Source organism: Leptotrichia wadei (assembly GCF_007990545.2).
Taxonomy (GTDB): Bacteria; Fusobacteriota; Fusobacteriia; order Fusobacteriales; family Leptotrichiaceae; genus Leptotrichia; species Leptotrichia wadei.
Window position 1 is genome coordinate 99,767 of record NZ_AP019829.2, and the last position, 23,477, is coordinate 123,243.

Sequence of the window (23,477 nt, forward strand, 5' to 3'; positions counted from 1 at the left end):
TTTAAAAAATATAAAAAAGGAGATAAAATGAGAACAGCAGTATATTGTGTAAGTAAAAACGGATATGAAACCTGTCTAAAAATACGAAATAATGTTTATAAAAATTTGCATATTTATGTATCACAAAGAGTGGCAAATATGCTTAATCTTGAAAGTGAAAATGTGGAAAATTTGTTTGTGATAAATGAGCGAGTGCCAATTTTATTAGAAAAAACATTTGATAAATATGATTTACATATTTTCGTTGCGGCGATTGGAGCAGTTGTGAGAATTATTGAAGGAAAATTTAAGAGTAAAGATACTGACCCAGCAGTTATAACGATTGATGACCACGCTAATTTTGTGATTTCATTGCTTTCAGGACATCTTGGAGGGGCAAATGAAGAATGTAAAAAAATTGCGGATGGAATTGGAGCAATCCCAGTAATTACAACAGCATCTGATGTTGGTGGAAAAATTGCGGTTGACACATTGTCAAAAAAAATTAAAGCAAAATTAGAAAGTTTGGACGATGCCAAAAGAGTTACTTCGCTTATCGTAAATGGAGAAAATGTAAGCATTCATTTGCCAAAAAATATCGTAGAAAGCAATAAAAATTGTGCTGGAGCAATAATTGTCTCAAACAGAAAAAATATTGAAATTTCTAAAATTATTCCCAAAAATATTATTCTCGGAATCGGTTGCAAAAGAAATACAGCGAAAGAAAAAATCATCGAAAAAATAAATTATGTAATGAAAACTCAAAATTTAGAAATAGACTCGATAAAAAAAGTCGCATCCGCTTGGGTAAAATCTGATGAAGTTGGACTTTTAGAAGCAATGACTGAATTAAATATTCCAATAGAATTTTTTGAAAAAGAAAAAATTTTGGAAGTAGAAGATTTAGTCGAAGAGCGTTCAGAATTTGTAAAAAATCAAATTGGAGTATACGGAGTTTCTGAGCCTTGTGCCTATCTAGCTTCGAGTAGAAAAGGAAATTTTTTGGTAAAAAAAGTGAAGCTAGAAGGGATTACGATTTCAATTTTTGAGGAGGAGATGTGAGAATGGAAATATATAAATTGTCATTTATAGCAATAGTGTTGTTTATGATACACGAATTTGAAGAAATAATTTTTGTAAAAAAATTTATAGAAAAAAATAAAGTTGTAAAAGATATGAAAAATGAATTATTTGTGAAGAAAAAAGGGAATTATCCATCCACAGAAACAATTTCATTAATGATTGCTGAAGAATTTATAATTTTATCAACATTACTTTTTATAGCAAGTGAGATTAGTATGTATGAAATGGTACTGTCATTATTTATTGTATATATTGCACATTTAGTACCTCATATGTATGATGCGCTTAGATATAGAAAGTTTTCACCAGGAAGTCGGACTTCTTTTATAATTTTCCCTTTAGGAATTTTAACAATCTGGAATGTTATTTTAAATAAAGAAATTAATTTAGTTATTTTAATTTTATGTGTTATAATAATTGGATTTCTGATGATTTTAAATTTGCTATTTTTACATAAAATTAGTAAAAAAATTGATAGGTATTTGTGGAAATAAAAAAAAATTATAAAAATATTTAAAATAAAAAATATATAATCAATATAAGAAATTTAAAGAAAGGAGCTTGTATAATGTAACTATATTATACAAGTAAAATAACATGAAAAAAATATTTCTAATCATAGTCCTTTTTTTAATAAATCTAAATTTAGCCGCCTTAACAATGAAAGAAAAAATCCAGCAAGATTTGTCAAAAGCAGGTGTTAAACAAGAAATAATTGATGAAACTGTAAAATTGGATAAGAAATTTGGAGAAGGATTTGTAGAAGAAGATGGAGATGGGAAAAGGGCAACTGAAAGTAAGGATGAATGGGAAAAACTTTATCAGAAAGATAAAAGAAATTATGTTGCCTTGGAAAGATTGATAGAATCGTATTTTGTGACTGGGATACCAAACGATCCTCAGAAGAAAAAATATGTTTCAGAATATTTGAAAATGGATATTCCTGAAGATAGAAAAAATTTCGTTTTGGGAAAGGACTTCTGGAATTGTTCCAAAAACAAAGATACAAAAAATGAGTATTTTGAAAAAGTTAAAAAGATTAGCAATAATCAGTATTATTTGAAGGGAATAGATTTTTTTGAATATATATCAAAAGAAACGGAAAATATAAAAGAAGATGGAAATTCTAAGTTAATGAAACAGAAAATAGATGAAATAACGCAAAAAATGGATGAAATTGATAAAATACTTGATAATAAAAATTTGCTAGAAAAATACAGAATTTCTGATGAAGAAGCCTATTCTGATCAATTAACTTTTTTTATGGTTTGTGGTATCTTAAAAGCGTTTACAGGTGATACTGAAGGAATGGTCAATGATTTTATAAATAAAATTGCGAATAAAAAGATTTCTAAGGAAGTGGCGGAATATAATAAAAATAAGGAAATGATGACTGTTATGACTATTCAGATGGTAATGGCTTTGAAAGGATTTTTTGGAGAAATGTCAGAAAAAGAAATTACAAAACTTGAAAAATTGACAAAAAAACTTCAAGGCACTGAAATGTTTAAAAGGATTATGGAAAATTCGGAAAAGGGTGAAACTATTGAAAACGATAGTTATTTAGAAGAAAAGAGAAAAAATTTTGAATCACTTTCAGATGATGATCAAATAAAACAAATTGTTAATCAAAAAAAATTTGACTATATCGAAACGAGAATAGACAAGGAGAAAAAGATTTTTGATTGGACATTTGGATGTAGCGGATTAAATTGTAAACTTATTTTTTTAGGAAAAAATAAAGATTTTGAGAAAAAAATAAAATTAAAAGATCTGAAAGAAAAAGAAAAAATTGTTAGAATTCTTATTTTTGGAAAAAAAGAAGAAGATGAAGAAATTTCAGAAGGAGTATTTTTAAGAAGAGGAACTGACAGCAAAGACAATAAATTTTATGTTTACGATGATAAAAATGAAGATAAAATATTAACAGTTTTTGCAGCTCAAAATGAAAATTTAGATTTTTTTAAATTTGTAAATGAAATATTGGGAGAAGATTATAGAAATATTGAAGCGAAATATGGTGGAAGAGATTAAAAAATATTAATATTAAAAAATAATTAGATAAAAGAATAAATGAAAAAAATTATTTTCAATATTTTAAGAAAGTATGTTATAATTTTGACAAAGAAAAATAAAAGATAAAGTGAGGAGAGTTTATGAAAAAATTATTATTTGTATTGATGTTGGCAGTAATGGGAAATGCACTTGCAGGGACGACAGTGCAAAAAAATCGGAATACATCGATGAATATGGTATCAGGAAGTGAGAAAATTAAAATTGAAAATGCCTTTCAAAAAGATATGGAAAATATTAAGAAAATAGTTGAAAATCAGACTTTAGCGGAAGTGATTAAAGATTCTTTTAGTAATAATGCAGATTTATTATTTGACAAAGATTATAAAATTAGTGATTTAAATAAAAAAAAGATATTAGAAAAATTTTCTAAAGGATGTTCTGATATTTATTTGAAAAATATGAAATTAAGATTTGAAGTTAAAAATATTAAATCTATTGATAATAAAAATGTTGAAGTAGTGTATAATGTAAAAATGAAGGATTTTGATAAGGCGTTGGAGGGAATAGAAAAAAGATTTGAAGAGAATGTTAGAATTAATGTTTTAAAAAAATCAGGTTATAAAAGTGAAGATGAAATAGAAGCTTTAATGGTAAAAAATGGAAATGAATCAGAAAAAGTGCGGATTTATGACATTATGGTAGATGAAATTTTGGATATTATGGGAAAAGCCTTGGAAAATACAAGTTTAGAAACAGTAATTTCAGCAAATGAAAAAGCAGTATTGACTGAAGTAAACGGACAATGGGAATTAAGTGAACTAAAGTAAAAAAATTTAATTTATTAAAAAATTTTTTTGAAAATATGGTATAATATTAATAGAAAGATAAAAATATTATTAAGGAGAAGAGCATGAAAAAATTATTATTTTTAATTATGATGATTGTTGCAGGAAATGCTTTTACAGCAGGAACACAGGCAAATGAGGATATGGCAATAAAAAGAGCACTTCAAAGCAGACTGAATTCATTTTTCTTCACAATTGTAAATGAAGGAATAAGAGATAATGAAAGAAATCTTGAAAAGGAAGCATACAGCAAATTGTTTAAAAAGGATTATATTATCAGCAATTCTTTAAAAAGAGAGATTGTGGAAAAATACGCAAGAGAAATTTCAAGAATTACAGCAAATGAAACAAAGTTAAAATTTGATGTAAAACAAATAGATTATCTTTCAAATGGTGAGGCAGAAGTAGTTTATGATATAAAATCTAAGAGTTTGAAAAGTGTTCCAGATATGCTAGAAGTAGATGATGAAACAGAAAGAATAATTTTGGAAAGAGCTAAAATGAGCGAAAGTGAATTGGAGGCAATTATGAAGGAAAGAGGAAATGAACCTGCTAAACGAAATTATTATAATATTGCAATTGAAGAAAGAATAAATATGTATGAAAAAGAAGCTAAAAAAGTTACAGATGAAGAAGTGATATTACAAGATTTATCAGCATTAATGGTAAAAGTAGATGGAAAATGGGAATCAGAAAATTTAGAAAAAGCACTAAGAGGAATTAAGGAATAAAAAATATTGAAGTATATTTAAAAATTGAATATCTATAGTGATTTTTCTATAAATTTATGTTATTGTTATCTTAACATAGTAAGAATGATCCTTTCTAATTTTGTAGGAGATATCAGTATATCATTTTTACTATGTTTTTTTATATGTTTTAGGTGTTGCACTTGATTATACAATACACCCAATATTAAAATGTTGAAAAATTACAAAAAAAGTGTTGACAAAATCAATTTTTTTTTGTATAATGATTTATGTCTGTAAAGGATAAAAATATGAAGATGTTGTTGGGCTGTCGCCAAGCGGTAAGGCACTGGACTTTGACTCCAGCATGCAATGGTTCGAATCCATTCAGCCCAGCCATTTTAAAAATTAAATTATAGTGTATAGATGCTACTAAATTATAGTAGTTTTTTTTTTGATTAAAAATTATAATTTAATATTTATTTTCTTGAATTTTAGTATTTTAAACAAAGCTATAAAATTTATTAATTTTTGCCGTTGAAAATTCAAAAAAAATGTGGTATACTCAAAATGTAAGGAATAATATATAATTAATATATATTAAAATTTTTAGGAGGTATTATTAAAATGGCAGTTAAAGTAGCAATTAATGGATTTGGAAGAATCGGGAGATTAGCATTGAGATTAATGTCTGAACAAACAGATAAATTTGAAGTTGTAGCAATTAATGACTTAACAGATGCTAAAATGTTAGCACATTTATTCAAATATGATTCATCTCAAGGAAGATTCAATGGAACTATTGAAGTTAAAGAAGGAGCTTTCGTAGTAAACGGAAACGAAATTAAAGTTTTTGCAGAAGCTGATCCTGAAAAATTACCTTGGGGTAAATTAGGAGTAGATGTAGTATTAGAAGCAACAGGTTTCTTTGCAACTAAAGAAAAAGCTGAAAAACACGTAAAAGCAGGAGCTAAAAAAGTAGTTATTACTGCACCTGGTGGAAACGATGTTAAAACTGTAGTTTACAACGTAAACCACGAAATCTTGGATGGTTCAGAAACAGTTATTTCAGGAGCTTCTTGTACAACTAACTGTTTAGCACCAATGGCTAAAGCATTAAATGATAAATTTGGAATTGTAACTGGAACAATGACAACTATCCACGCTTACACAGGAGACCAAAATACATTAGATGCACCACACAGAAAAGGTGATTTAAGAAGAGCAAGAGCTGCTGCGGTAAATATCGTACCTAACTCAACAGGAGCTGCAAAAGCAATTGGATTAGTAGTACCTGAATTAAACGGAAAATTAGATGGAGCTGCTCAAAGAGTACCTGTTCCAACTGGTTCATTAACTGAATTAGTATCTATCTTAAACAAAAAAGTAACTGTTGATGAAGTAAATGCAGCTATGAAAGAAGCAGCTAACGAATCATTCGGATATACTGAAGAACCATTAGTATCTTCTGACATTGTTGGAATTCACTTTGGATCATTATTTGATGCAACTCAAACTAAAATTGTTCAAAATGGAGATGCTCAATTAGTTAAAACAGTATCTTGGTATGACAACGAAATGTCTTATACTTCTCAATTAATCAGAACTTTAGGATACTTCGCAAGCAAAATTGCTAAATAATTGATTTAATTAAATTCTAAAAAGATCAACTTTAGGAAATCGGCTAGAAATAGTCGGTTTTCTTTTTATCTATAATTTCTTATTTTTCTTTTCATCATTTTAAATTTTCTTTTTGAAAAATCAATTTATATTTTGTAAAATATATGTTATACTATAATAAAAATAATTAAAAATTATTTTAAAGCAACAATAAGGAGGGATTTATGGTTAAAATAGAAATGGCAAAACCAATAAATTTTAATGAACTTATCACATCAAAGGAAGCTGAAGTTGTAAGCATGAGAATCTTAAATCAGCCAAATAGCTATATTTCTTTATTTTCTTTGGCAAAAGATGAGGAAATAACGGCAGAGGCTATGCTCGGGAATCGTTATTATTACTGTTTTAATGGTAATGGAGAGATTTTTATTGAAAGTAATAAGAAAATAATTTCCAGTGGAGATTTTCTTGAAATAACAGCAAATCATAATTATTCTATTGAAGCGAGAGATAATTTAAAGTTAATTGAAATTGGAGAAAAGATGGGAGATAAGAATATGGAAAATAAGACGTTAAAAATGCTAGAAAGTGCAAATGCATTTAATCTTGCTGAAGTTGTTGAATATCAGGAAGGGAAAATTGTAAGTAAAAATTTAGTGGCAAAACCAAATTTGGTAATGACAATTATGTCTTTTTGGAAAGGTGAAAGCCTTGATCCGCATAAGGCTCCTGGAGATGCCTTGGTTACCGTGCTTGATGGGGAAGGTAAGTATTATGTTGATGGAAAGCCATTTATCGTTAAAAAAGGTGAAAGTGCAGTTCTTCCTGCAAATATACCTCATGCTGTAGAAGCTGAAACGGGAAATTTCAAAATGCTATTGATACTTGTTAAAGAATAAAAATTTGTAACTTTATTTTTTTATAAAATAATAATTTTATTGAAAAAAATTATATATTAGATGAAAAGCTGTATAGAAATAGTGAAGTACTTTTATACAGTTTTTTATACGAAAGCTGATTATACGTTATCTCAAATCAACGTAAATAAACTATAAGGGAGAAATTTAAAAATAAAAATGATGGAATCTTTTAAAAATTTTATAAAAGTAACTTTAATTGGAGCACCGCTTTTAAATAAAATGATAGGAATATTTCTTATATCAATGCTACCTATAATTGAGCTTCGTGGTGCAATACCGATCGGAGCTGCTATTGGATTGCCTTGGTACTTAAATATGATTGTTTCGATTGTAGGAAATATGCTTCCTGTGCCATTTATCCTGTTGTTTTCAATAAAAGCTTTTGAATTTATGAAAAGACGTAATATCTTGGTAAAATTTATTGAAAAAATAGAAAATCGTGCTAAAAAACGTAGTGAAGGACTTGCAACAGGAGAATTTATTGGACTGATGCTGTTTGTGGCAATTCCATTTCCAGGAACAGGTGCTTGGACAGGTGCATTAATTGCGGCATTGCTTCAGTTCGAGAGAAAAAAATCGTTTTTTTATATTGGATTGGGAGTAATAATAGCTGCAACTGTGATGACTTTGGCATCTTATGGGGTAATAAGCTTTTTTGCACCAAAACATTAAAAAATTTTAAATAGGCTGTTGAAAAATAAAGATTTTTATGGTAAAATTATTTAAAGTTAAATATTAGAGTAATTAAGGGAATGTTTTGGTTTCGACAGGATAAAAAGATTATTATCGGCAAGTAAGCGGGAGCTTTAAAACCCATTTAAAAATAATCGGAAACGATAATTACGCATTAGCTGCCTAAGATAGCGGCTCATCTCTTTTGGGAATGCCATTTTCTCATTAGATGATGTCATTTTTAATGGCTTACCTAAATGTATGATTATGTCATTTAGGGAAATTCTATAATCTTGCCTTTAGACTTTTGTCTGTTTAATATCTAACGGTTAAAGCGTTAAATAGACTAAACTTGTAGAAGATAGTAAGGACTTTCTATTTTGGACACGGGTTCGATTCCCGTCATTTCCACCAAAACAGAAAATAAAAGGTAAAATTTTAGATAGATTAAAAGAAGCGGGTCATTGGGCTCGTTTTTCTTTTTTTAAATTTTTTATCTCTTTTAAATAAAGTCAAAATATGAGATAATATAAAAAACAAATAGAAGAAAAATGGTATTTAAAATTAGGAGAATGAAGTGAAATGAGAGAAGCAGAAACAAAAATAGGTATTGGAAAATCACATAGCAAAATCATATTAATTGGAGAACATTCTGTCGTTTACGGATATCCTGCTATTGCTATTCCATTGAAAAAAATTGAAATAGAATGTGTAGTGGAAAAGGCAAAAAATAGTTTTTTTTGTAATGAAACAGACACTCTTTCAGTTGCTATTTTTACTGCATTAAAATATTTAAGAAAAGAAAATGTAAAAATAAAGTATAGAGTAATTTCTCAAATCCCTCAAAAACGTGGGATGGGCTCTTCTGCGGCAGTCAGCATTGCGGCAATTCGTGCAATATTTAACTATTTTGGAGAAAATTTAGAAGATGAATTATTGGAAAAATTAGTAAATACAGCAGAAATTGTGGCTCACCAAACTCCAAGCGGATTGGATGCAAAAACTTGTCTTAGTGACAAAGCCATAAAATTTATAAAAAATAAAGGGTTTTCATACATTGATTTAAATCTTGATGCATATCTTGTAATTGCAGATACGGGTATTTATGGGAATACTAGTGAAGCGATTCAAAATGTGAAAAATTTAGGGAGCAAAGCTGATGTTCCTTTAAAAAAACTAGGTGAATTGACAGATGAAATGGCTAAAATTTTATCTGAAAATAGTGAACCCAAAGGAGAAAAGGTCGATAAAATAGGAAAAATTATGACAAAGGCAAACACAGAACTCAAAAACTTGAACATAACCATAAAAAAAACAGATTTATTTGTAAAAACAGCGATTGAAAATGGGGCAAATGGAGCAAAAATTTCTGGTGGAGGATTAGGAGGCTGTGTAATTGCACTTGCAAAAAATTTGAAAATTGTAGAAAAGATAAAGGATGGATTTACCAAATGTGGAGCGGAAAATATTTGGGTAGAGAAAATTTAATAAAAAATAAAGGAGAAAAAATGGTAAAAGTTAAATCTTATGCTAATATTGCGATTGTAAAATACTGGGGAAAAAAAGATGCGAAAAAAATGATACCTGCCACAAGCAGTATTTCCCTTACTCTTAACGATATGTTTACAGAAACAGAGATGGAATTTATAAGTGATGAGGATATTAAAATTTCAGTTGAAAAAGAAATGAAAAATGGAGATTACAAAGATAAATTCTCGGATATGGCAGACTTGTTTTATTTGAATGGAGAATTGCAGGATAGTGTACATACAGAAAAGATTAGTAAAGTTGTGGATTTATTTAGGGAAAATAGAAGTCAGAAGGTAAAAATTTCTACAACCAATAATATGCCAACAGCTGCTGGCCTTTCTTCCAGTTCGAGCGGTTTATCGGCTGTAATAAAGGCTTGTAATGAACTTTTTGGAAAAAACTATACACAATCTGAACTTGCACAAATTTCAAAATTTGGATCTGGCTCTTCTTCGAGAAGTTTTTTTGGACCAATTGCGGCTTGGGACAAGGATACTGGAGAGATTTGTGAAGTTAAGACAGATTTGAAACTGGCGATGATTGTGCTTGTGCTAAATGAAAATAAAAAGAAAATTTCAAGCCGAAATGGAATGGAACTTTGTGCCAAAACTTCGACGTATTTTGATGAATGGGTAAAGCAGTCTGAAATTGATTTTATAAATATGAAAAAATATCTTGCTGAAAATGATTTTGAAAAAGTGGGAACTTTGACAGAAGAGAATGCTCTTAGAATGCACAAGACAACTGAAACTGCAAATCCTCCATTTTCGTATTTTAATGAAAAAACTTACGAAGCAATGGATTTTGTAAAAAATTTGAGAAATAATGGGAAGAAATGCTATTTTACGATGGATGCTGGACCTAATGTGAAGGTGCTTTGTCTAGAAGAGAATTTGGAAAAATTGGCAGGGATTTTTGGGAAAAAATATAAGGTTATTGTAAGTAAAACTGTTAAATTATGATTTTAGAAAGGTTTTTGAATAATGGGTAAATTAAGAAAATTTGATATAGTTACAGGTATATTATTTGGAATTGCGACAATAATTTTAATTTATTTATTTTTTAATAATGAAATATTTTTTACATGGGCATTTCAGCGACATCGGAATATACTGAGCTGGTATATAAGACCACTATTCATTGTTCCAATAATCTGGAGTGCGTACAAAAAGCTGTTTTCAGGAATTTCAATCTCTATTTTTGGTCTATTTACGAGTATGTTCTGGTTTTCAAAGCCAAATATAACTAATCCTGAAATTGTAAAATTTTTAAATTTTGAATCAAATTATTTGAAAAGCGGATGGACAATAGATAAAATTGTCTTGTTTTTTACTGTTATAATTTTTTTTATTTTTATTATAATTTCAACTTGGACAAAAAATTGGAAATTACTTTTAGTAATTTTAATAGCAGCTGCATTTTTTAAAATATTTAACAGCTATCTTTTAACTGGCAAGAGTGCATTTTCAATGTTGATGCCTGCGGTTACTGGATTAATTGTTTGTGTGATGGCTGTATTTTTCTTAAAAAAGAAAAACTGATGAAAAAGGAGGAGAAATTGTGGGATATATAAAAATACTAGATGAAAAAGTATCAAATATTATTGCCGCTGGGGAAGTTGTAGAAAATCCAGCTTCAATGATTAAGGAGATGATTGAAAATTCACTGGATGCGAAGGCTTCGATGATAAAAATAGAGGTTTTTAAAGGCGGAGTGGATGTTAAAGTAAATGATAATGGAGTTGGGATGGATAAGGACGATACGCTTTTGTCGGTGGAGCGGCATGCTACTTCTAAGATTAAGGAAAAGGAAGATGTTTTTAACTTAAATACTTATGGATTTCGTGGAGAGGCTCTGTCATCTATCGCAGCGGTATCAAAACTTACGATTACTACACGTTCTGAAAATAGTCCTATGGGATATAAAATTGGCTGTTATGGCGGAGTTGTGAGAAAGTTTGAGGAAGTTTCAAGAAATGTTGGAACAGAAATGGAAGTTAGGGATTTATTTTATAATACGCCTGCTAGGAGAAAATTTTTGAGAAAGATGTCAACAGAGTATGGAAAAATTAGGGATATTGTGCTAAAGGAGGCACTTTCCAACAGCAATGTGGCATTTTCACTTGAGCTGGATGGGAAAAGTACGATAAAGACAAGTGGAAAAGGAATTGAAAATACAATTCTTGAATTATTTGGAAAATCGGTTTTAAAAAATTTGAAAAAATTTGAATATGGATATTTGGGAAATGTGGAAATTTTACGAAGTTCAAAGGATTTTATGTTTACTTTTGTAAATAATAGGTATGTGAAGTCGGCAACTATTGAGAGAGCTGTTATAGATGGCTATTACACTAAGTTAATGAAGGGAAAATATCCTTTTGCCATTATTTTTTATAATGCTGATCCAAAGGAAATAGATGTGAATGTTCATCCATCTAAAAAAATAGTAAAATTCTCAAATGATAAAATTGTTTATAATGAGATAAAATCAGCAATTGATGACTTTTTTTACTATAATGACAGGGAAAATTGGCAGCCAAACATTGATTTAATAAAGAAAAATATTAATATTAATGAAAATATCGCTGTGGAAAAGGATGATTTATTTTCTGATGACATTTTAAAGGGGGAAAATCAGAAGATTTTGAGTTTGGAAACTTTTGATGGGAAAGAATGTAGTGAAAAATCAGAAGGGAAAAATGAATTTTTAAAAGATAATGTTGAAAAAAGTAATGAAAATAATGGTTTTACAAATAATGAAGAGAAGAAGGATAAAGAAGAAAATAATTTGAATCTTGATGAAATTTGGAAAAAAATGAATGGGAATTTGGATAAATCTGTGGAAAACAATGTGGAAAACTCGCAAAATATCGAAAATTCTAATTTGCTAAAGAGTAAAAAAGATAATAGAAACTGGAGTAAAAATAGTAATTTTGAAAATTATGAAAACTTTAACGAAAGAAAAAATTCTAATAGTGTAAATGAAAATACTGCAAGTGAATATTATAAAGTGGGAACGTTTGAAAAGCATATTGGAAAACAGATTCATTATGATATTTTGGGACAGATTTTTGATACGTATATTTTGGTTCGGAAAGACGAGGAACTGGAAATTTATTAAATAGTGCAAGAACACTCGTGACTTTTAGTCGTGAGATGAATTACACGAAAATTTTAGTAAGCATATAGGGAAACTTGTATGTAGACACGGAGCAAAACTGTGCAACAAAGAAACTGAACTGCTGGGAACTCTTAAAGCTAGTATGACCACAACATAATACTTTCGTTCAAATATGGTATAAGTGTGAAGGTAGCGAAAGCAGAAAAAATATACTAGATGGTGCAAGGTTAAATCCTAAACATTATGATAATAGACAATCAGCAGCTAAGCCTGAAAAGGAAAGTTCAACGACTATCCCTCGTGAGGGGAGTACAATACAAGCGATTGGTATTGGAAGTGGTTTCGCCTAAGTCCTTGAAATAGGATATGGATAAGATATAGTCTGTGCTTGTTAGAGATAACAAGAAGTTCATAAGAGAACTGCATAAGTAGTAGCGTACTTATGTGAACGACGCTTCCCGCTGTTGTGGGGTTTTAAAAACTTTAAAAATATTTAAAAATAAATAAAAAATATTACTTTTTTGACAGATAAAATGTAGAATACATGGTATAATATCTCTGATGAAAAGGTGATATCTATGTATTTAACTTTAAAACAGCAGGTAAAACATCTTAGTAAAAAGGAGTTTAGGAATTTAAAATACTTATCTCATATAGCCAAGAACTTAACTAATGAAGCTATATATAATGTTAGACAACACTATTTTCAAAATAAAAAGTATTTAAGCTATAACGAAAACTATAAAATGCTTAAAAATAGTGAGAACTATAAGAAGTTAAATTCTAATATGGCTCAACAAATTCTAAAAGAAGTAGACGGAAGTTTCAAATCATTTTTTGGGCTTTTAAAACTTGCTAAGAATGGTCAATACAATAGTAAAATAAAATTACCTAATTATCTTGCTAAAGATGGTTTTACAACTCTTGTTATAGGTTTTGTAAGATTAAAAGATGATATTCTGATAGTTCCTTATTCAAATTCGTTTAAGAAAACTCATCAGGAAGTTAAAATTAAGCTACCACCAGTATTAAAAAACAAGAAAATAAAAGAGATCAGAATAATACCAAAACAACATTCTAGGTACTTTGAAATTCAATATACTTATGAGGTAGAAGAAGTTCAAAGGAAGTTAAATAAAAACAATGCACTAGGAATTGATTTAGGTATAGATAATCTTTGTACTTGTGTAACTAATAATGGAGCTTCATTCCTAATAGATGGTAGAAAATTAAAATCAATAAATCAATACTATAACAAGACAAATGCAAAATTGCAAAGCATTAAAGATAAGCAAAAGATAGAGCATATAACATTAAGGCAAAAGAGAATAGCCAGAAAGAGAAATAATCGTATAAATGATTATCTTTCAAAAGCAGCAAGAATAATAATAAATTATTGTCTTAATAATGATATAGGAAGAATAATTCTGGGATATAATGAAGATTTTCAAAGAAATTCAAATATAGGAAATATAAATAATCAAAACTTTGTAAATATACCATACGGAAAATTAAGAGATAAATTAATATATCTATGTAAACTATATGGAATAGAATTTAAACTGCAAGAAGAGAGTTATACGTCAAAAGCAAGTTTCTTTGATAGAGATGAAATTCCAATATATGATAAAGAAAATTCGCAAAAATATATATTCAGTGGAAAAAGAATAAAAAGAGGACTATATCAAACAAGTAAAGGCTATCAATTAAATGCAGATTGTAACGGAGCATTAAATATATTAAGAAAAAGTAAAGTTGTGGATTTAAGTATCCTATACAATAGAGGTGAGCTGAACACACCTAAAAGAATAAGGGTAGTGTAAAGCTATCAAACTTCTTAGAAAATTTTTAAATATTTTTAAAGATTTTAGAACCCTGCGACTTTAGTCGTGGGAGGTTCAGGATCAGCACATTATTCACGAGAGAATTTTGTATGAAGAATTAAAGGATAAGTTTTATAATAAAAAAATTGAATCACAGCATTTATTGTTACCACTAAAGATGGAAGTTACACAAATTGAAAAAAATATTATTTTTGAAAATATAAATATTTTTAATGATTTTGGATTTGATATTGATGAGTTTTCAGAAAACGAGATTGTGATTCGTGCTGTGCCTGCCTTTGATTTTCGGGATAGTATTGAAAATGTATTTTTACAGCTTTTGTTGGATTTAAAAAATGAAGTTGAAATAAAGGATTTGAGAGAAAACATTATTATTTCAATGTCGTGCAAGGGAGCTGTAAAGGCTGGGCAGAAGCTGGATATGTTTGAAATGCAGAATATGGTACGAAGGATTCATGAAGTGGGAAAATATACGTGTCCGCACGGTAGACCAATTATTGTAAAATTGTCTAAAAATGATTTGGATAAAATGTTTGGAAGAAAAAAATAATGGCAAAACAGGGGAAAATTAGTAAAAAAATGAAAAAAACTTTTGACAATAAGGGAAAAATATGATAAGAATTAATGTAGTATGTATTGGAAAAGTAAAAAAAAAATATATAAGAGAGGGAATAGCTGAATTTTCAAAGAGGTTATCAAAGTATACAAAATTTGAAATTATAGAACTGGCTGAAGAAGATGATAACAAAGGGATTGAAAATGCAATAAATTCTGAAACTGAAAGAATAATAAATGTTATTTCAAAAAAAAATTATTCATATAATATTTTGCTTGATTTAAAAGGAAAAATGCTTACTTCAGAAGAAATGGCTGATAAAATTGAAAAAATTTCAATGACAAATAGTGAAATTAATTTTATAATTGGCGGTTCAAATGGAGTTGATGATAATTTACGGGAAATTGTAGATTACAGACTGTGTTTTTCAAAGATGACATTTCCACATCAGCTTATGCGGCTAATTTTGTCAGAGCAAATATATAGATGGATTTCAATCAATAATAATATAAAATATCATAAATAATGGAGGGAAGTTATGTATTCTGCTGGGGAAGAATTTGAAAAAACTAATAGCGAGGGGGAAGTTGAAGAATATACGTGTCTTTCAAATGTTACGGTGGGAGATAAGGAATATTTAGTTTGTGATAGTGAAACTGGGGAAAAGAAGGTTTTTTACTATGACAGTATTGAAGAGGAACTGTATGATTTAGATGAAGATGAGGAAGATCAGGTTCTGGAAATATGGAATGATGAATATTATGGATCTGATAAGGATTATATGTACTGGAATGAAGATTTTGGTGAATATGATAAGGATGAAAATGAAGATGGAGAATTTAACGAAAATAATTTTGATTCATTGAATGAGAATGATGAAAATGAATTTTTTGAAGATGAAGAAGAAACCGATGATGAAGATTTATCAGAATTTTTAGATGATTTTTTTGATGATGAAAATGAATAGATTGGTTTAATAAAAAATAAAAAAAGGGATATGATGAAAGTAAAAATAAAAAGTCTGGATAATTTTAATCAAAATTATGAAAAATTATTTGAGCTGGAAAAGGTATTGGAACAAAAAGAAAAAAAAGAGTATTATTATGGCGATGAATATGGAAATTGTAAAATTATTGATAAGGGTGATTCCATCGAGATTTATCGATATGGTGAAATTAATTCTAGACAGATTTTTCAAAGTAATAAAAATACGCCATTTACTTATATTACAAAACAGTTTCATGGTAAATACAAAATTTTTACAAAAAAAATTCAAAAAGAAAATAGAAAAATAGTGTTGGAATATGATATAATACATAGTAATGAAGTAATAAATAGTATAAATTTAGAATTACAATTTATAGATGTTCCAAGTAAATAAATATTTTATAAAAAAAATAGAAAGGAAAAAGTGAATGAGCAATCAAAACCAGAATGATAATGGTATTATAAAAGAAAAATTAAAAAAAGTAGAAGAACTAAAGGAAATTGGTGTTGAACCATATGGAAGAAAGTATGAGAAATTAAATAATATTTCTGAAATAAATCAATATGATGAAACTTGTGATAAAGTGTTTAAGACAGCAGGAAGAATTGTTGCTTTCAGAAGAATGGGTAAAAATGGATTTGGGAAAATCCAAGATCCAACTGGACAAATTCAATATTATGTGAAAAAAGAAGAAGTTGGAGAAAATCAATACGAAATTTATAAAAAGATGGGCCTTGGAGATTTTATTGGACTTGAAGGACATTTATTTAGAACTAAGACTGGAGAATTGACTTTAAGAGTAGATTCTTTTGAAGTGCTGTCTAAAAATATACGTCCGCTTCCAGAAAAATTTCACGGATTAACTAATGTAGAAACTCGTTACAGACAAAGATATGTTGATTTAGTAATGAATAGAGAAGTTATGGAAACTATGAAAAAAAGATTCCAAGTTATTAGATTTTTTAGAAGCTATTTAGAAAAAAAAGGATTTACGGAAGTTGAAACTCCAATGATGCACCCAATCGCAGGTGGAGCAACTGCAAGACCATTTGTAACGCATCACAACGCATTAGATATGGAATTATTTTTGAGAATTGCACCAGAACTTTATTTAAAAAGACTTTTAGTTGGTGGATTTGAAAAAGTATTTGAAATTAACAGAAGTTTTAGGAATGAAGGAATTTCTGTAAAACATAATCCTGAATTTACAATGATGGAACTTTATCAAGCGTATGCTGATTTTAATGATATGATGGACTTGACAGAAGATTTGATTTCTAGCTTGACAATGGAATTACACGGAAAATATGAAATCCAATATGAAGATAAAAAAATAAATATGGCAAAACCTTGGAGAAGAGTTACAATGAAAGAAATTGTAAAAGAAACTACAGGATTTGATTTTGATTCAATTTCAAGCGATGAAGAAGCTGTTTCAATTGCAAAAGAATTCGGAATTCCTTTAGAAAAAGATAAAACTTATACAAAATTTGGAATCTTAAATTTATTCTTTGAAGAAAAAGTTGAAGAAACATTGATTAGCCCAACATTTGTAACAGAATATCCAAAAGAAATTTCACCGCTTTCAAAAAATCAAAAAGGTGAAACTGAATGGGTAGATAGATTTGAGCTATTTATTTCTGGAAGAGAATTTGCAAATGCATATTCAGAATTAAATGATCCAAGAGATCAAAAAGAAAGATTTGAAGAGCAAGTTAAATTGAAAGAAGCAGGAGATGATGAAGCACAAGGAATGGATTTAGATTACATCAGAGCTTTGGAATATGGAATGCCGCCTGCAGGAGGATTAGGAATTGGAATTGATAGATTAGTTATGTTACAAACTAATTCAGCATCAATTAGAGACGTAATCTTGTTCCCAACATTAAGAAAAGAAGACATCGAATTATAATTTTTTGAATTAATTTATTAATCAAAAAATGAAAGATAAACATGAAATTAGTTGTGAGAATCTAGAAAAATAGGCAATCTCAGAAGTAGAGGATGTCTATTTTTTTTTATAAAAATTTTAAAAAATTAAAAGTTCTCATTTTTCTTTAATCTTTATGTGATACTATTACAATGTAATAAAGGAACAGCAATTACAAATAGAAAATGCGGAGGAGGATTATGAAAAATAAATTCTTAAAAGTAGTATTGCTAGGTTGTTTGGTATTAGGTTCTTTGAGTTTTGCTGGAAGTAAAGATTATAAAAAATCAAATTTCAGCCATAAAAAAAGTTCTTATAAAAGATCAAAAATAACCCCAGCAAGAGCTAAACAAATAGCATTGGCAAAAGTTCCAGGTGCAACGCTGAGAAATATTAAAGATTTTGAGTTTGATGAAGATTCTTATGAAGGAGAAATTCATTACAGAGGTTACACTTATGAGTTTGAAATCGATGCGTACACTGGAAGAATCACAGATTGGGATGTAGATAGAGATTAGGAAATAAAGAGTTTTATGAAGAGAAGGTCAAAGTTAAAAAGGAGTAAAGGTTACACAGGAATTTGTATACAAAAATGAAGTAACAAAAGTAAAAAGGATAGGATTCTTGGTCGAATCCGAATTATGAAGAAAAAAGTTTTTTAAAGTTAAGTCGATATCGATAAAAAAGGAGTTTAGGAGGCATTGTTTCCCTAGAGGAAAAAAGTTATTTATAGATAGATTAGATAAAAAAAGATAAGTCTAAAGAAATTTAGATATGTTTTGAAGAAAAAGGTCATTATGTATAAGTAGGGAAGTTAAAGTACAGAGGTTCTGTTTTAAGGAGAAATTGAGAAAAAGGTTGAGAAGAAATTATAGTTTTGAGAGAAGTTATTTTGTAAGCTGAATGTCTTGTAAAATACTTCTTTTTTAGTTATAGTAGTTAATACTATTCCTGTTAGAATAATTAATTTCTGTTTGCAAGGGGTCAAGATCTTTTGTTAAAAAATAAATAAAATATAGTTTTTGTTTTTGAAAGAATAGTTTTAATGGAAAGAATAAAAATAATAAAAAGGTGCTATAAAAACACCTTTTTAAATTTTTTGGAGAGAAAATCAACTTGTGAAAATTGATTTATCTTAGTTATATATAAATATAGCTAAAATCATATTTATTTGTCTTTTGTGAATAATTATTTTTTTTTAAATATTTTCACAGACATAGTTTTATTTAAAATTCCTTTTGGATTTGTTCAACCCATGCGTCAATTCTTTCATCTGTCAATTCAGATTGATTAACTTCATCTAGAGCAAGCCCTAAAAATTCTCCATCTTTTGCTGCTCTTGATTCATTGAATTCATATCCTTCAGTTGAAGTTTTTCCAATGATTGTTGCTCCAGTTTTTTGGATTTCTTCATCAATGATGGCGATTCCGTCCATAAACGTATCAGAGAAAGTTCCTTGGTCTCCGCTTCCAAAATATCCTACTTTCTTACTGCTTAAATCTTTGCTTGCTAAATCATCTAAAACTGCTGCCCAGTCATCTTGCAAATCTCCAAATCCCCAAGTAGAAGTACCTAAAAGAAGTACATCATAATCTTCTAATTTATCCTCATTTCCATCAATATTAAAAACTTCTGCTCCATCAATTTTTTCTGCAATCTTATGAGCAATATCCTCAGTTACTCCTGTTGTTGATCCGAAAAAAATTCCTACTTTTGCCATTTTAATCCTCCGTGTTTATTAGTTTAGTTTTAAATATGCTTTTGCACATTTATTTGCTTTTACATTTTTGGATAATTTTATCCTAATTTTTATTTCAAATCAAAGAAATGAAGTAAATTTTTTATATAAAAAATATACCATATTTTACTTTGATTGTCAAATTTTTTTGCATTTGAATATTTTAAAATAACAAAAAAATTTGTTAGATATGCCACATATAATAATCTTCCTCTGTTTTTGGGATGATTCTAGCCGGAATACCTACCGCTACCGCATTATCTGGAATATCCTTTAAAACAACTGAATTTGCTCCAATTTTCACATTATTTCCAACTACAATATTTCCCAGCAGTTTTGCTCCTGTTCCTACTATAACGTTATTTTTTAATGTAGGGTGTCTTTTAGTTTTGGAAGTGCTTACTCCACCTAGGGTTACACCATGATAAATGACACAGTTATCGCCTATTTCAGCAGTTTCTCCAATTACGATTCCCATTCCGTGATCGAAAAATACTTTACTTCCTAATTTTGCTCCTGGATGAATTTCTATTCCCGTAAAAAAACGTGAAATTTGAGAAATTAATCTTGCTAAAAAATATAATTTATGTTTTTGAAAAAAGTGGGCAATTTTATGATTAATAATCGCATGTAGCGATGGATAAAGGAAAACTTCTATTTTATATCTGACAGCTGGATCTTTTTCTGCTATATTATTTATTTCACTTACTAACCATTTAAAAATAATAATCACACTCCTTAAAATTTATATTTGAATTATATAATAAAACTGTTTTAAAAACAACTTTTTATTGAAATTTTATTTCTTTATGAAAAATATAATGTATATGTTTGACAATTCTTTTTTTTAGTCAAGTTTTTTTGCTTCATAATATTTAATTTATTAAATTCTAAAGAGTTAAAATTGAATTAGTGAAAACTAAGTATAACTAATACTTGAGCAGAATACTTATAACTTTTAGTTTAGTTTTAAAAGTAGTTTTGCTGTAATTTTATTTTCCAAAGTATTGAAAATATGAAAACAGGCAATTCATCCCGTTATTTTATGTAAAAGTCAGAGAATCCTTGCCCAAGTTAGTTAAATTTTATTAATTATAAACTGTTTCTAAATGCTTCAATTGATAAGTATTTTTCTCCACCATCTGGTAAAATTGCTACAACTTTTTTACCTTTTCCTAATTTTTTAGCTACTTCATAAGCTGCTGCAATTGCACTTCCAGAAGAAATTCCAATAAATAGTCCATTTTCCTTTGAAGCTCTTGTTGCAAATTCTACCGCTTGTTCATTAGTTACTTTTATAATTCCGTCTACAAGGCTGGCATCGTAGTTTCCAGGAATAAATCCTGCTCCAAGTCCTTGTTGAAAGTGTTTTCCAGGTTGTTCACCTGACAATACTGCAGAAGTTGCAGGTTCAACGGCAAATACTTTAACTCCTGGTCTTTCTTCCTTTAATCTTTTTCCAACCCCTGATAACGTTCCTGCAGTTCCAACTCCAGATATAAAAGCATCAATTTGAGGAAAATCATCTAAAATTTCTTTTGCAGTTGTTTCATAGTGTTTTGCAGGGTTTGCAGGATTTTCAAATTGTTGAGGCAAGAAATATCCATTTTCAGCTGCTAATTTTTCAGCTTCGGCAATTGCCCCTTTCATACCTTTTGCTCCTTCAGTTAATATTAATTCAGCTCCATAAGCTGCTAAAATGCTTCTTCTTTCCACGCTCATTGAATCAGGCATTACAATTACCACTCTATAACCTTTTGCTTTACCGATTAATGCAAGTGCAATACCAGTATTTCCAGAAGTAGGTTCAACAATTGTTCCACCTGGTTTCAATTTTCCTTCTTTTTCAGCTGCTTCTATCATTCCAAGAGCCGCTCTATCCTTTACACTTCCACCAATATTATATTTTTCAAGTTTAACATAAATATCAGCAATATTTTCATCATTTAAGAATTTTAATTTCACCACAGGCGTATTTCCAATTAAGTCTAAGATATTTTCGTAAATCATTATAAATTACCTCCATATTTAAATATATTATTTTTTGTTTTATTAATTTGTATCTACAATTATTATAGCACTAATTTTTTTTAAAATCAATAGAAAAATATAAATATTTTTAAAATTTTCTCTTAATTCAAAATTTTTTAAGTTATAGTAAATATATTTGGTAATTTAAATTTAACAATAACAAGGGGATCTTCCCCTTGCTAAATGTATCTGCTTAAGTAAAAAATAATATTAATTTTACAAGTTCATATCATCAACATTATCCAAATATTCCTTAATTTTTGGAATTACAAAAGCCAATGTCCCTTCTTCAAACGGATTTTTCAAATTAGCTGATTTCATAAGTTCAAAGAATGGTTTGCTTCCTCCAAGTTTACATAAATTCAAATAATCTTGCCATGCTTTTTCTCTGTTTTCTCTTGATTTTATCCAGAATTGGAAGGCACATACTTGAGCTAGAGTGTAGTCGATGTAGTAAAATGGCGAACTGAAAATATGCCCTTGTCTAAACCAGAAAATTCCATTTTTTAATTCTTCGACTTCTCCGTAATCTCTTGTTGGTAAATATTTTTTTTCTATTTCAATCCATTTTTCACGACGTTCTTTTGGCGTAGCTTCTGGATTTTCATACACCCAGTGCTGAAATTCATCAACAGTTACTCCGTAAGGAATGAATAAAAGAGCTTCTGATAAATGAATAAATTTATATTTGTCAGTATCGTTTTCAAAAAACAAGTCCATCCACGGCCAAGTTAAAAATTCCATGCTCATCGAATGAATTTCACAAGCCTCATAAGATGGCCATAAGTATTCAGGAACTTCAAATCCACGGCTTTGATAAACTTGGAAAGCATGTCCAGCTTCATGTGTCAAAACATCAATATCGTGTGAAGTTCCATTAAAATTGGCAAAAATAAACGGTGCCTTGTGTTCTGGAATGTAAGTGCAGTATCCGCCGCTCATTTTTCCCTTTTTAGAAAGCAAGTCAAGTAAATTATTTTCAGTCATAAATGTAAAAAATTCATCAGTTTCCTTCGATAATTCCTTATACATTGTCTTCCCATTGTTTAAAATCCATTCAGGCGACCCATGCGGATCAGCATTTCCAGAATTAAATTTTATAGCTTCATCATAAAATCTAAGTTTTTCCACTCCAAGTCTTTTCCCTTGTCTTTCACGAAGTTCAGTATGTAGCGGCACAATATTTTCAAGCACTTGCTTTCTGTAGTCTTCTACCATTTTTGCATCATATTCAAGTCTTGATAATTGTTTATATCCGAATTCCACAAAATTTTTATATCCCATTTTTTGAGCCATTCTAGTTCTGACTTTTACAAGCGAATCATAAATATTATCAAATTCATCTTGATTTTCAGCAAAAAATTGAGCAACTTTTTTAGCCGCTTCAATTCTTATATTTCTATCTTTTGACTGTGTATAAGGAACCATTTGTGACAAATTAAGCTCTTTTCCATCAAAATCTATTTTTGCACTGGCAATTAATTTTGAATATTTACTAGATAATCTGTTTTCTTCTTGAGCATCTGGAATAATTTCAGGTGAAAATGTTTTCAATGTGTTTTCTGCCAAATCAAATAAAAATTTTCCATATTTTTGGATAAGTTCATCTTTAAATTTTGAATTTACAAGAGCCTTATAAAAATCATTTGTAAATCCAAAAAGAATAGGGCTAATTTCATCCATATACTCATTTTCCTTATCATAAAACTCATCATTCGTATCAATGCTATGACGAACTGAAACAAGTGTCTGCATAGTTTCAATATGATTTCTCAGTTTTATAATTTCATCAAATGCAACAACTTGTCCTTTCATATTTTTAGCCTTTTTAAAACTTTCTATAAGTCTAGAAAATTCTGCCTTTATTTTTTCCAAATCCAAATGTTCGTATTCGTATTCATTAAATTTCATATTT

General features: G+C 28.7%; 23 protein-coding genes, 1 tRNA gene and 1 other RNA gene. 21 read left to right on the forward strand and 4 right to left on the reverse strand.

Annotated features, from left to right (window positions below; translation table 11 throughout):
• The first annotated feature begins 27 nt into the window (after positions 1-27).
• From cbiG to FVE73_RS00590, 21 genes are all read left to right on the forward strand, one after another.
• The gene (gene cbiG / locus FVE73_RS00490; RefSeq protein WP_018498340.1) at positions 28-1,041 is read left to right on the forward strand and encodes a cobalt-precorrin 5A hydrolase; all 1,014 of its coding nucleotides are present in this window, start codon (positions 28-30) and stop codon (positions 1,039-1,041) included.
• A 2-nt stretch (positions 1,042-1,043) separates the two neighbouring features.
• The gene (locus FVE73_RS00495; RefSeq protein ID WP_018498339.1) at positions 1,044-1,556 is read left to right on the forward strand and encodes an HXXEE domain-containing protein; all 513 of its coding nucleotides are present in this window, start codon (positions 1,044-1,046) and stop codon (positions 1,554-1,556) included.
• A gap of 166 nt (positions 1,557-1,722) precedes the next feature.
• Positions 1,723-3,096 carry a hypothetical protein gene (locus FVE73_RS00500; RefSeq protein WP_146997811.1) on the forward strand — a complete coding sequence of 458 codons (1,374 nt, stop codon included), beginning with the start codon at positions 1,723-1,725 and terminating at the stop codon, positions 3,094-3,096.
• Positions 3,097-3,218: 122 nt separating this feature from the next.
• On the forward strand, positions 3,219-3,905 hold the full coding sequence (locus FVE73_RS00505; protein ID WP_018498337.1) for a hypothetical protein: 687 nt from the start codon (positions 3,219-3,221) through the stop codon (positions 3,903-3,905).
• Positions 3,906-3,988: 83 nt separating this feature from the next.
• Positions 3,989-4,654 (forward strand): hypothetical protein, encoded by a 666-nt coding sequence (locus FVE73_RS00510; RefSeq protein WP_018498336.1) that lies wholly within the window; start codon positions 3,989-3,991, stop codon positions 4,652-4,654.
• A gap of 282 nt (positions 4,655-4,936) precedes the next feature.
• A tRNA-Gln gene (locus FVE73_RS00515) sits at positions 4,937-5,011 on the forward strand.
• Positions 5,012-5,239: 228 nt separating this feature from the next.
• On the forward strand, positions 5,240-6,253 hold the full coding sequence (gene gap / locus FVE73_RS00520) for a type I glyceraldehyde-3-phosphate dehydrogenase (protein WP_018498335.1): 1,014 nt from the start codon (positions 5,240-5,242) through the stop codon (positions 6,251-6,253).
• 203 nt (positions 6,254-6,456) lie between these two features.
• Positions 6,457-7,131 carry a cupin domain-containing protein gene (locus tag FVE73_RS00525; protein WP_018498334.1) on the forward strand — a complete coding sequence of 225 codons (675 nt, stop codon included), beginning with the start codon at positions 6,457-6,459 and terminating at the stop codon, positions 7,129-7,131.
• Between the two features lie 177 nt (positions 7,132-7,308).
• Positions 7,309-7,824: a COG2426 family protein gene (locus tag FVE73_RS00530; protein WP_018498333.1), complete on the forward strand. Its 516-nt coding sequence runs from the start codon at positions 7,309-7,311 to the stop codon at positions 7,822-7,824.
• Positions 7,825-7,900: 76 nt separating this feature from the next.
• Positions 7,901-8,238, forward strand: a transfer-messenger RNA (tmRNA) gene (gene ssrA, locus FVE73_RS00535).
• Positions 8,239-8,406: 168 nt separating this feature from the next.
• Complete coding sequence (gene mvk / locus FVE73_RS00540) at positions 8,407-9,312, forward strand: mevalonate kinase (RefSeq protein ID WP_018498332.1); 906 nt, start codon at positions 8,407-8,409, stop codon at positions 9,310-9,312.
• 20 nt (positions 9,313-9,332) lie between these two features.
• On the forward strand, positions 9,333-10,316 hold the full coding sequence (gene mvaD, locus FVE73_RS00545; protein WP_026239026.1) for a diphosphomevalonate decarboxylase: 984 nt from the start codon (positions 9,333-9,335) through the stop codon (positions 10,314-10,316).
• Positions 10,317-10,337: 21 nt separating this feature from the next.
• On the forward strand, positions 10,338-10,895 hold the full coding sequence (locus tag FVE73_RS00550) for a hypothetical protein (protein WP_018498330.1): 558 nt from the start codon (positions 10,338-10,340) through the stop codon (positions 10,893-10,895).
• A gap of 19 nt (positions 10,896-10,914) precedes the next feature.
• Positions 10,915-12,474 (forward strand): DNA mismatch repair endonuclease MutL, encoded by a 1,560-nt coding sequence (gene mutL / locus FVE73_RS00555; protein ID WP_018498329.1) that lies wholly within the window; start codon positions 10,915-10,917, stop codon positions 12,472-12,474.
• Positions 12,475-13,052: 578 nt separating this feature from the next.
• Positions 13,053-14,297, forward strand: coding sequence for an RNA-guided endonuclease InsQ/TnpB family protein (locus FVE73_RS00560; RefSeq protein WP_146997812.1), 1,245 nt, complete (start codon positions 13,053-13,055; stop codon positions 14,295-14,297).
• Between the two features lie 91 nt (positions 14,298-14,388).
• Positions 14,389-14,868 (forward strand): DNA mismatch repair MutL family protein, encoded by a 480-nt coding sequence (locus tag FVE73_RS00565; protein ID WP_269473110.1) that lies wholly within the window; start codon positions 14,389-14,391, stop codon positions 14,866-14,868.
• Between the two features lie 61 nt (positions 14,869-14,929).
• Entirely contained in the window at positions 14,930-15,400 is a 471-nt protein-coding gene (locus tag FVE73_RS00570) for a 23S rRNA (pseudouridine(1915)-N(3))-methyltransferase RlmH (RefSeq protein ID WP_018499788.1), read from the forward strand.
• 12 nt (positions 15,401-15,412) lie between these two features.
• Positions 15,413-15,841, forward strand: a complete 429-nt coding sequence (locus tag FVE73_RS00575; RefSeq protein ID WP_018499787.1) for a hypothetical protein — start codon at positions 15,413-15,415, stop codon at positions 15,839-15,841.
• A 33-nt stretch (positions 15,842-15,874) separates the two neighbouring features.
• Complete coding sequence (locus tag FVE73_RS00580; protein WP_018499786.1) at positions 15,875-16,255, forward strand: DUF1934 family protein; 381 nt, start codon at positions 15,875-15,877, stop codon at positions 16,253-16,255.
• A gap of 34 nt (positions 16,256-16,289) precedes the next feature.
• Positions 16,290-17,774, forward strand: a complete 1,485-nt coding sequence (gene lysS / locus FVE73_RS00585) for a lysine--tRNA ligase (RefSeq protein ID WP_018499785.1) — start codon at positions 16,290-16,292, stop codon at positions 17,772-17,774.
• Between the two features lie 218 nt (positions 17,775-17,992).
• Positions 17,993-18,310 carry a PepSY domain-containing protein gene (locus FVE73_RS00590; RefSeq protein ID WP_018499784.1) on the forward strand — a complete coding sequence of 106 codons (318 nt, stop codon included), beginning with the start codon at positions 17,993-17,995 and terminating at the stop codon, positions 18,308-18,310.
• A gap of 708 nt (positions 18,311-19,018) precedes the next feature.
• On the opposite strand, the gene FVE73_RS00595 is transcribed toward FVE73_RS00590, so the two are convergent.
• From FVE73_RS00595 to FVE73_RS00610, 4 genes are all read right to left on the reverse strand, one after another.
• Entirely contained in the window at positions 19,019-19,513 is a 495-nt protein-coding gene (locus FVE73_RS00595; protein WP_018499783.1) for a flavodoxin, read from the reverse strand.
• A gap of 202 nt (positions 19,514-19,715) precedes the next feature.
• Positions 19,716-20,264 carry a serine O-acetyltransferase EpsC gene (gene epsC / locus FVE73_RS00600; RefSeq protein WP_018499781.1) on the reverse strand — a complete coding sequence of 183 codons (549 nt, stop codon included), beginning with the start codon at positions 20,262-20,264 and terminating at the stop codon, positions 19,716-19,718.
• 359 nt (positions 20,265-20,623) lie between these two features.
• Positions 20,624-21,541, reverse strand: coding sequence for a cysteine synthase A (gene cysK, locus FVE73_RS00605; RefSeq protein ID WP_018499780.1), 918 nt, complete (start codon positions 21,539-21,541; stop codon positions 20,624-20,626).
• Between the two features lie 237 nt (positions 21,542-21,778).
• Positions 21,779-23,473 carry a M3 family oligoendopeptidase gene (locus FVE73_RS00610; RefSeq protein WP_018499779.1) on the reverse strand — a complete coding sequence of 565 codons (1,695 nt, stop codon included), beginning with the start codon at positions 23,471-23,473 and terminating at the stop codon, positions 21,779-21,781.
• Positions 23,474-23,477: the final 4 nt, after the last annotated feature.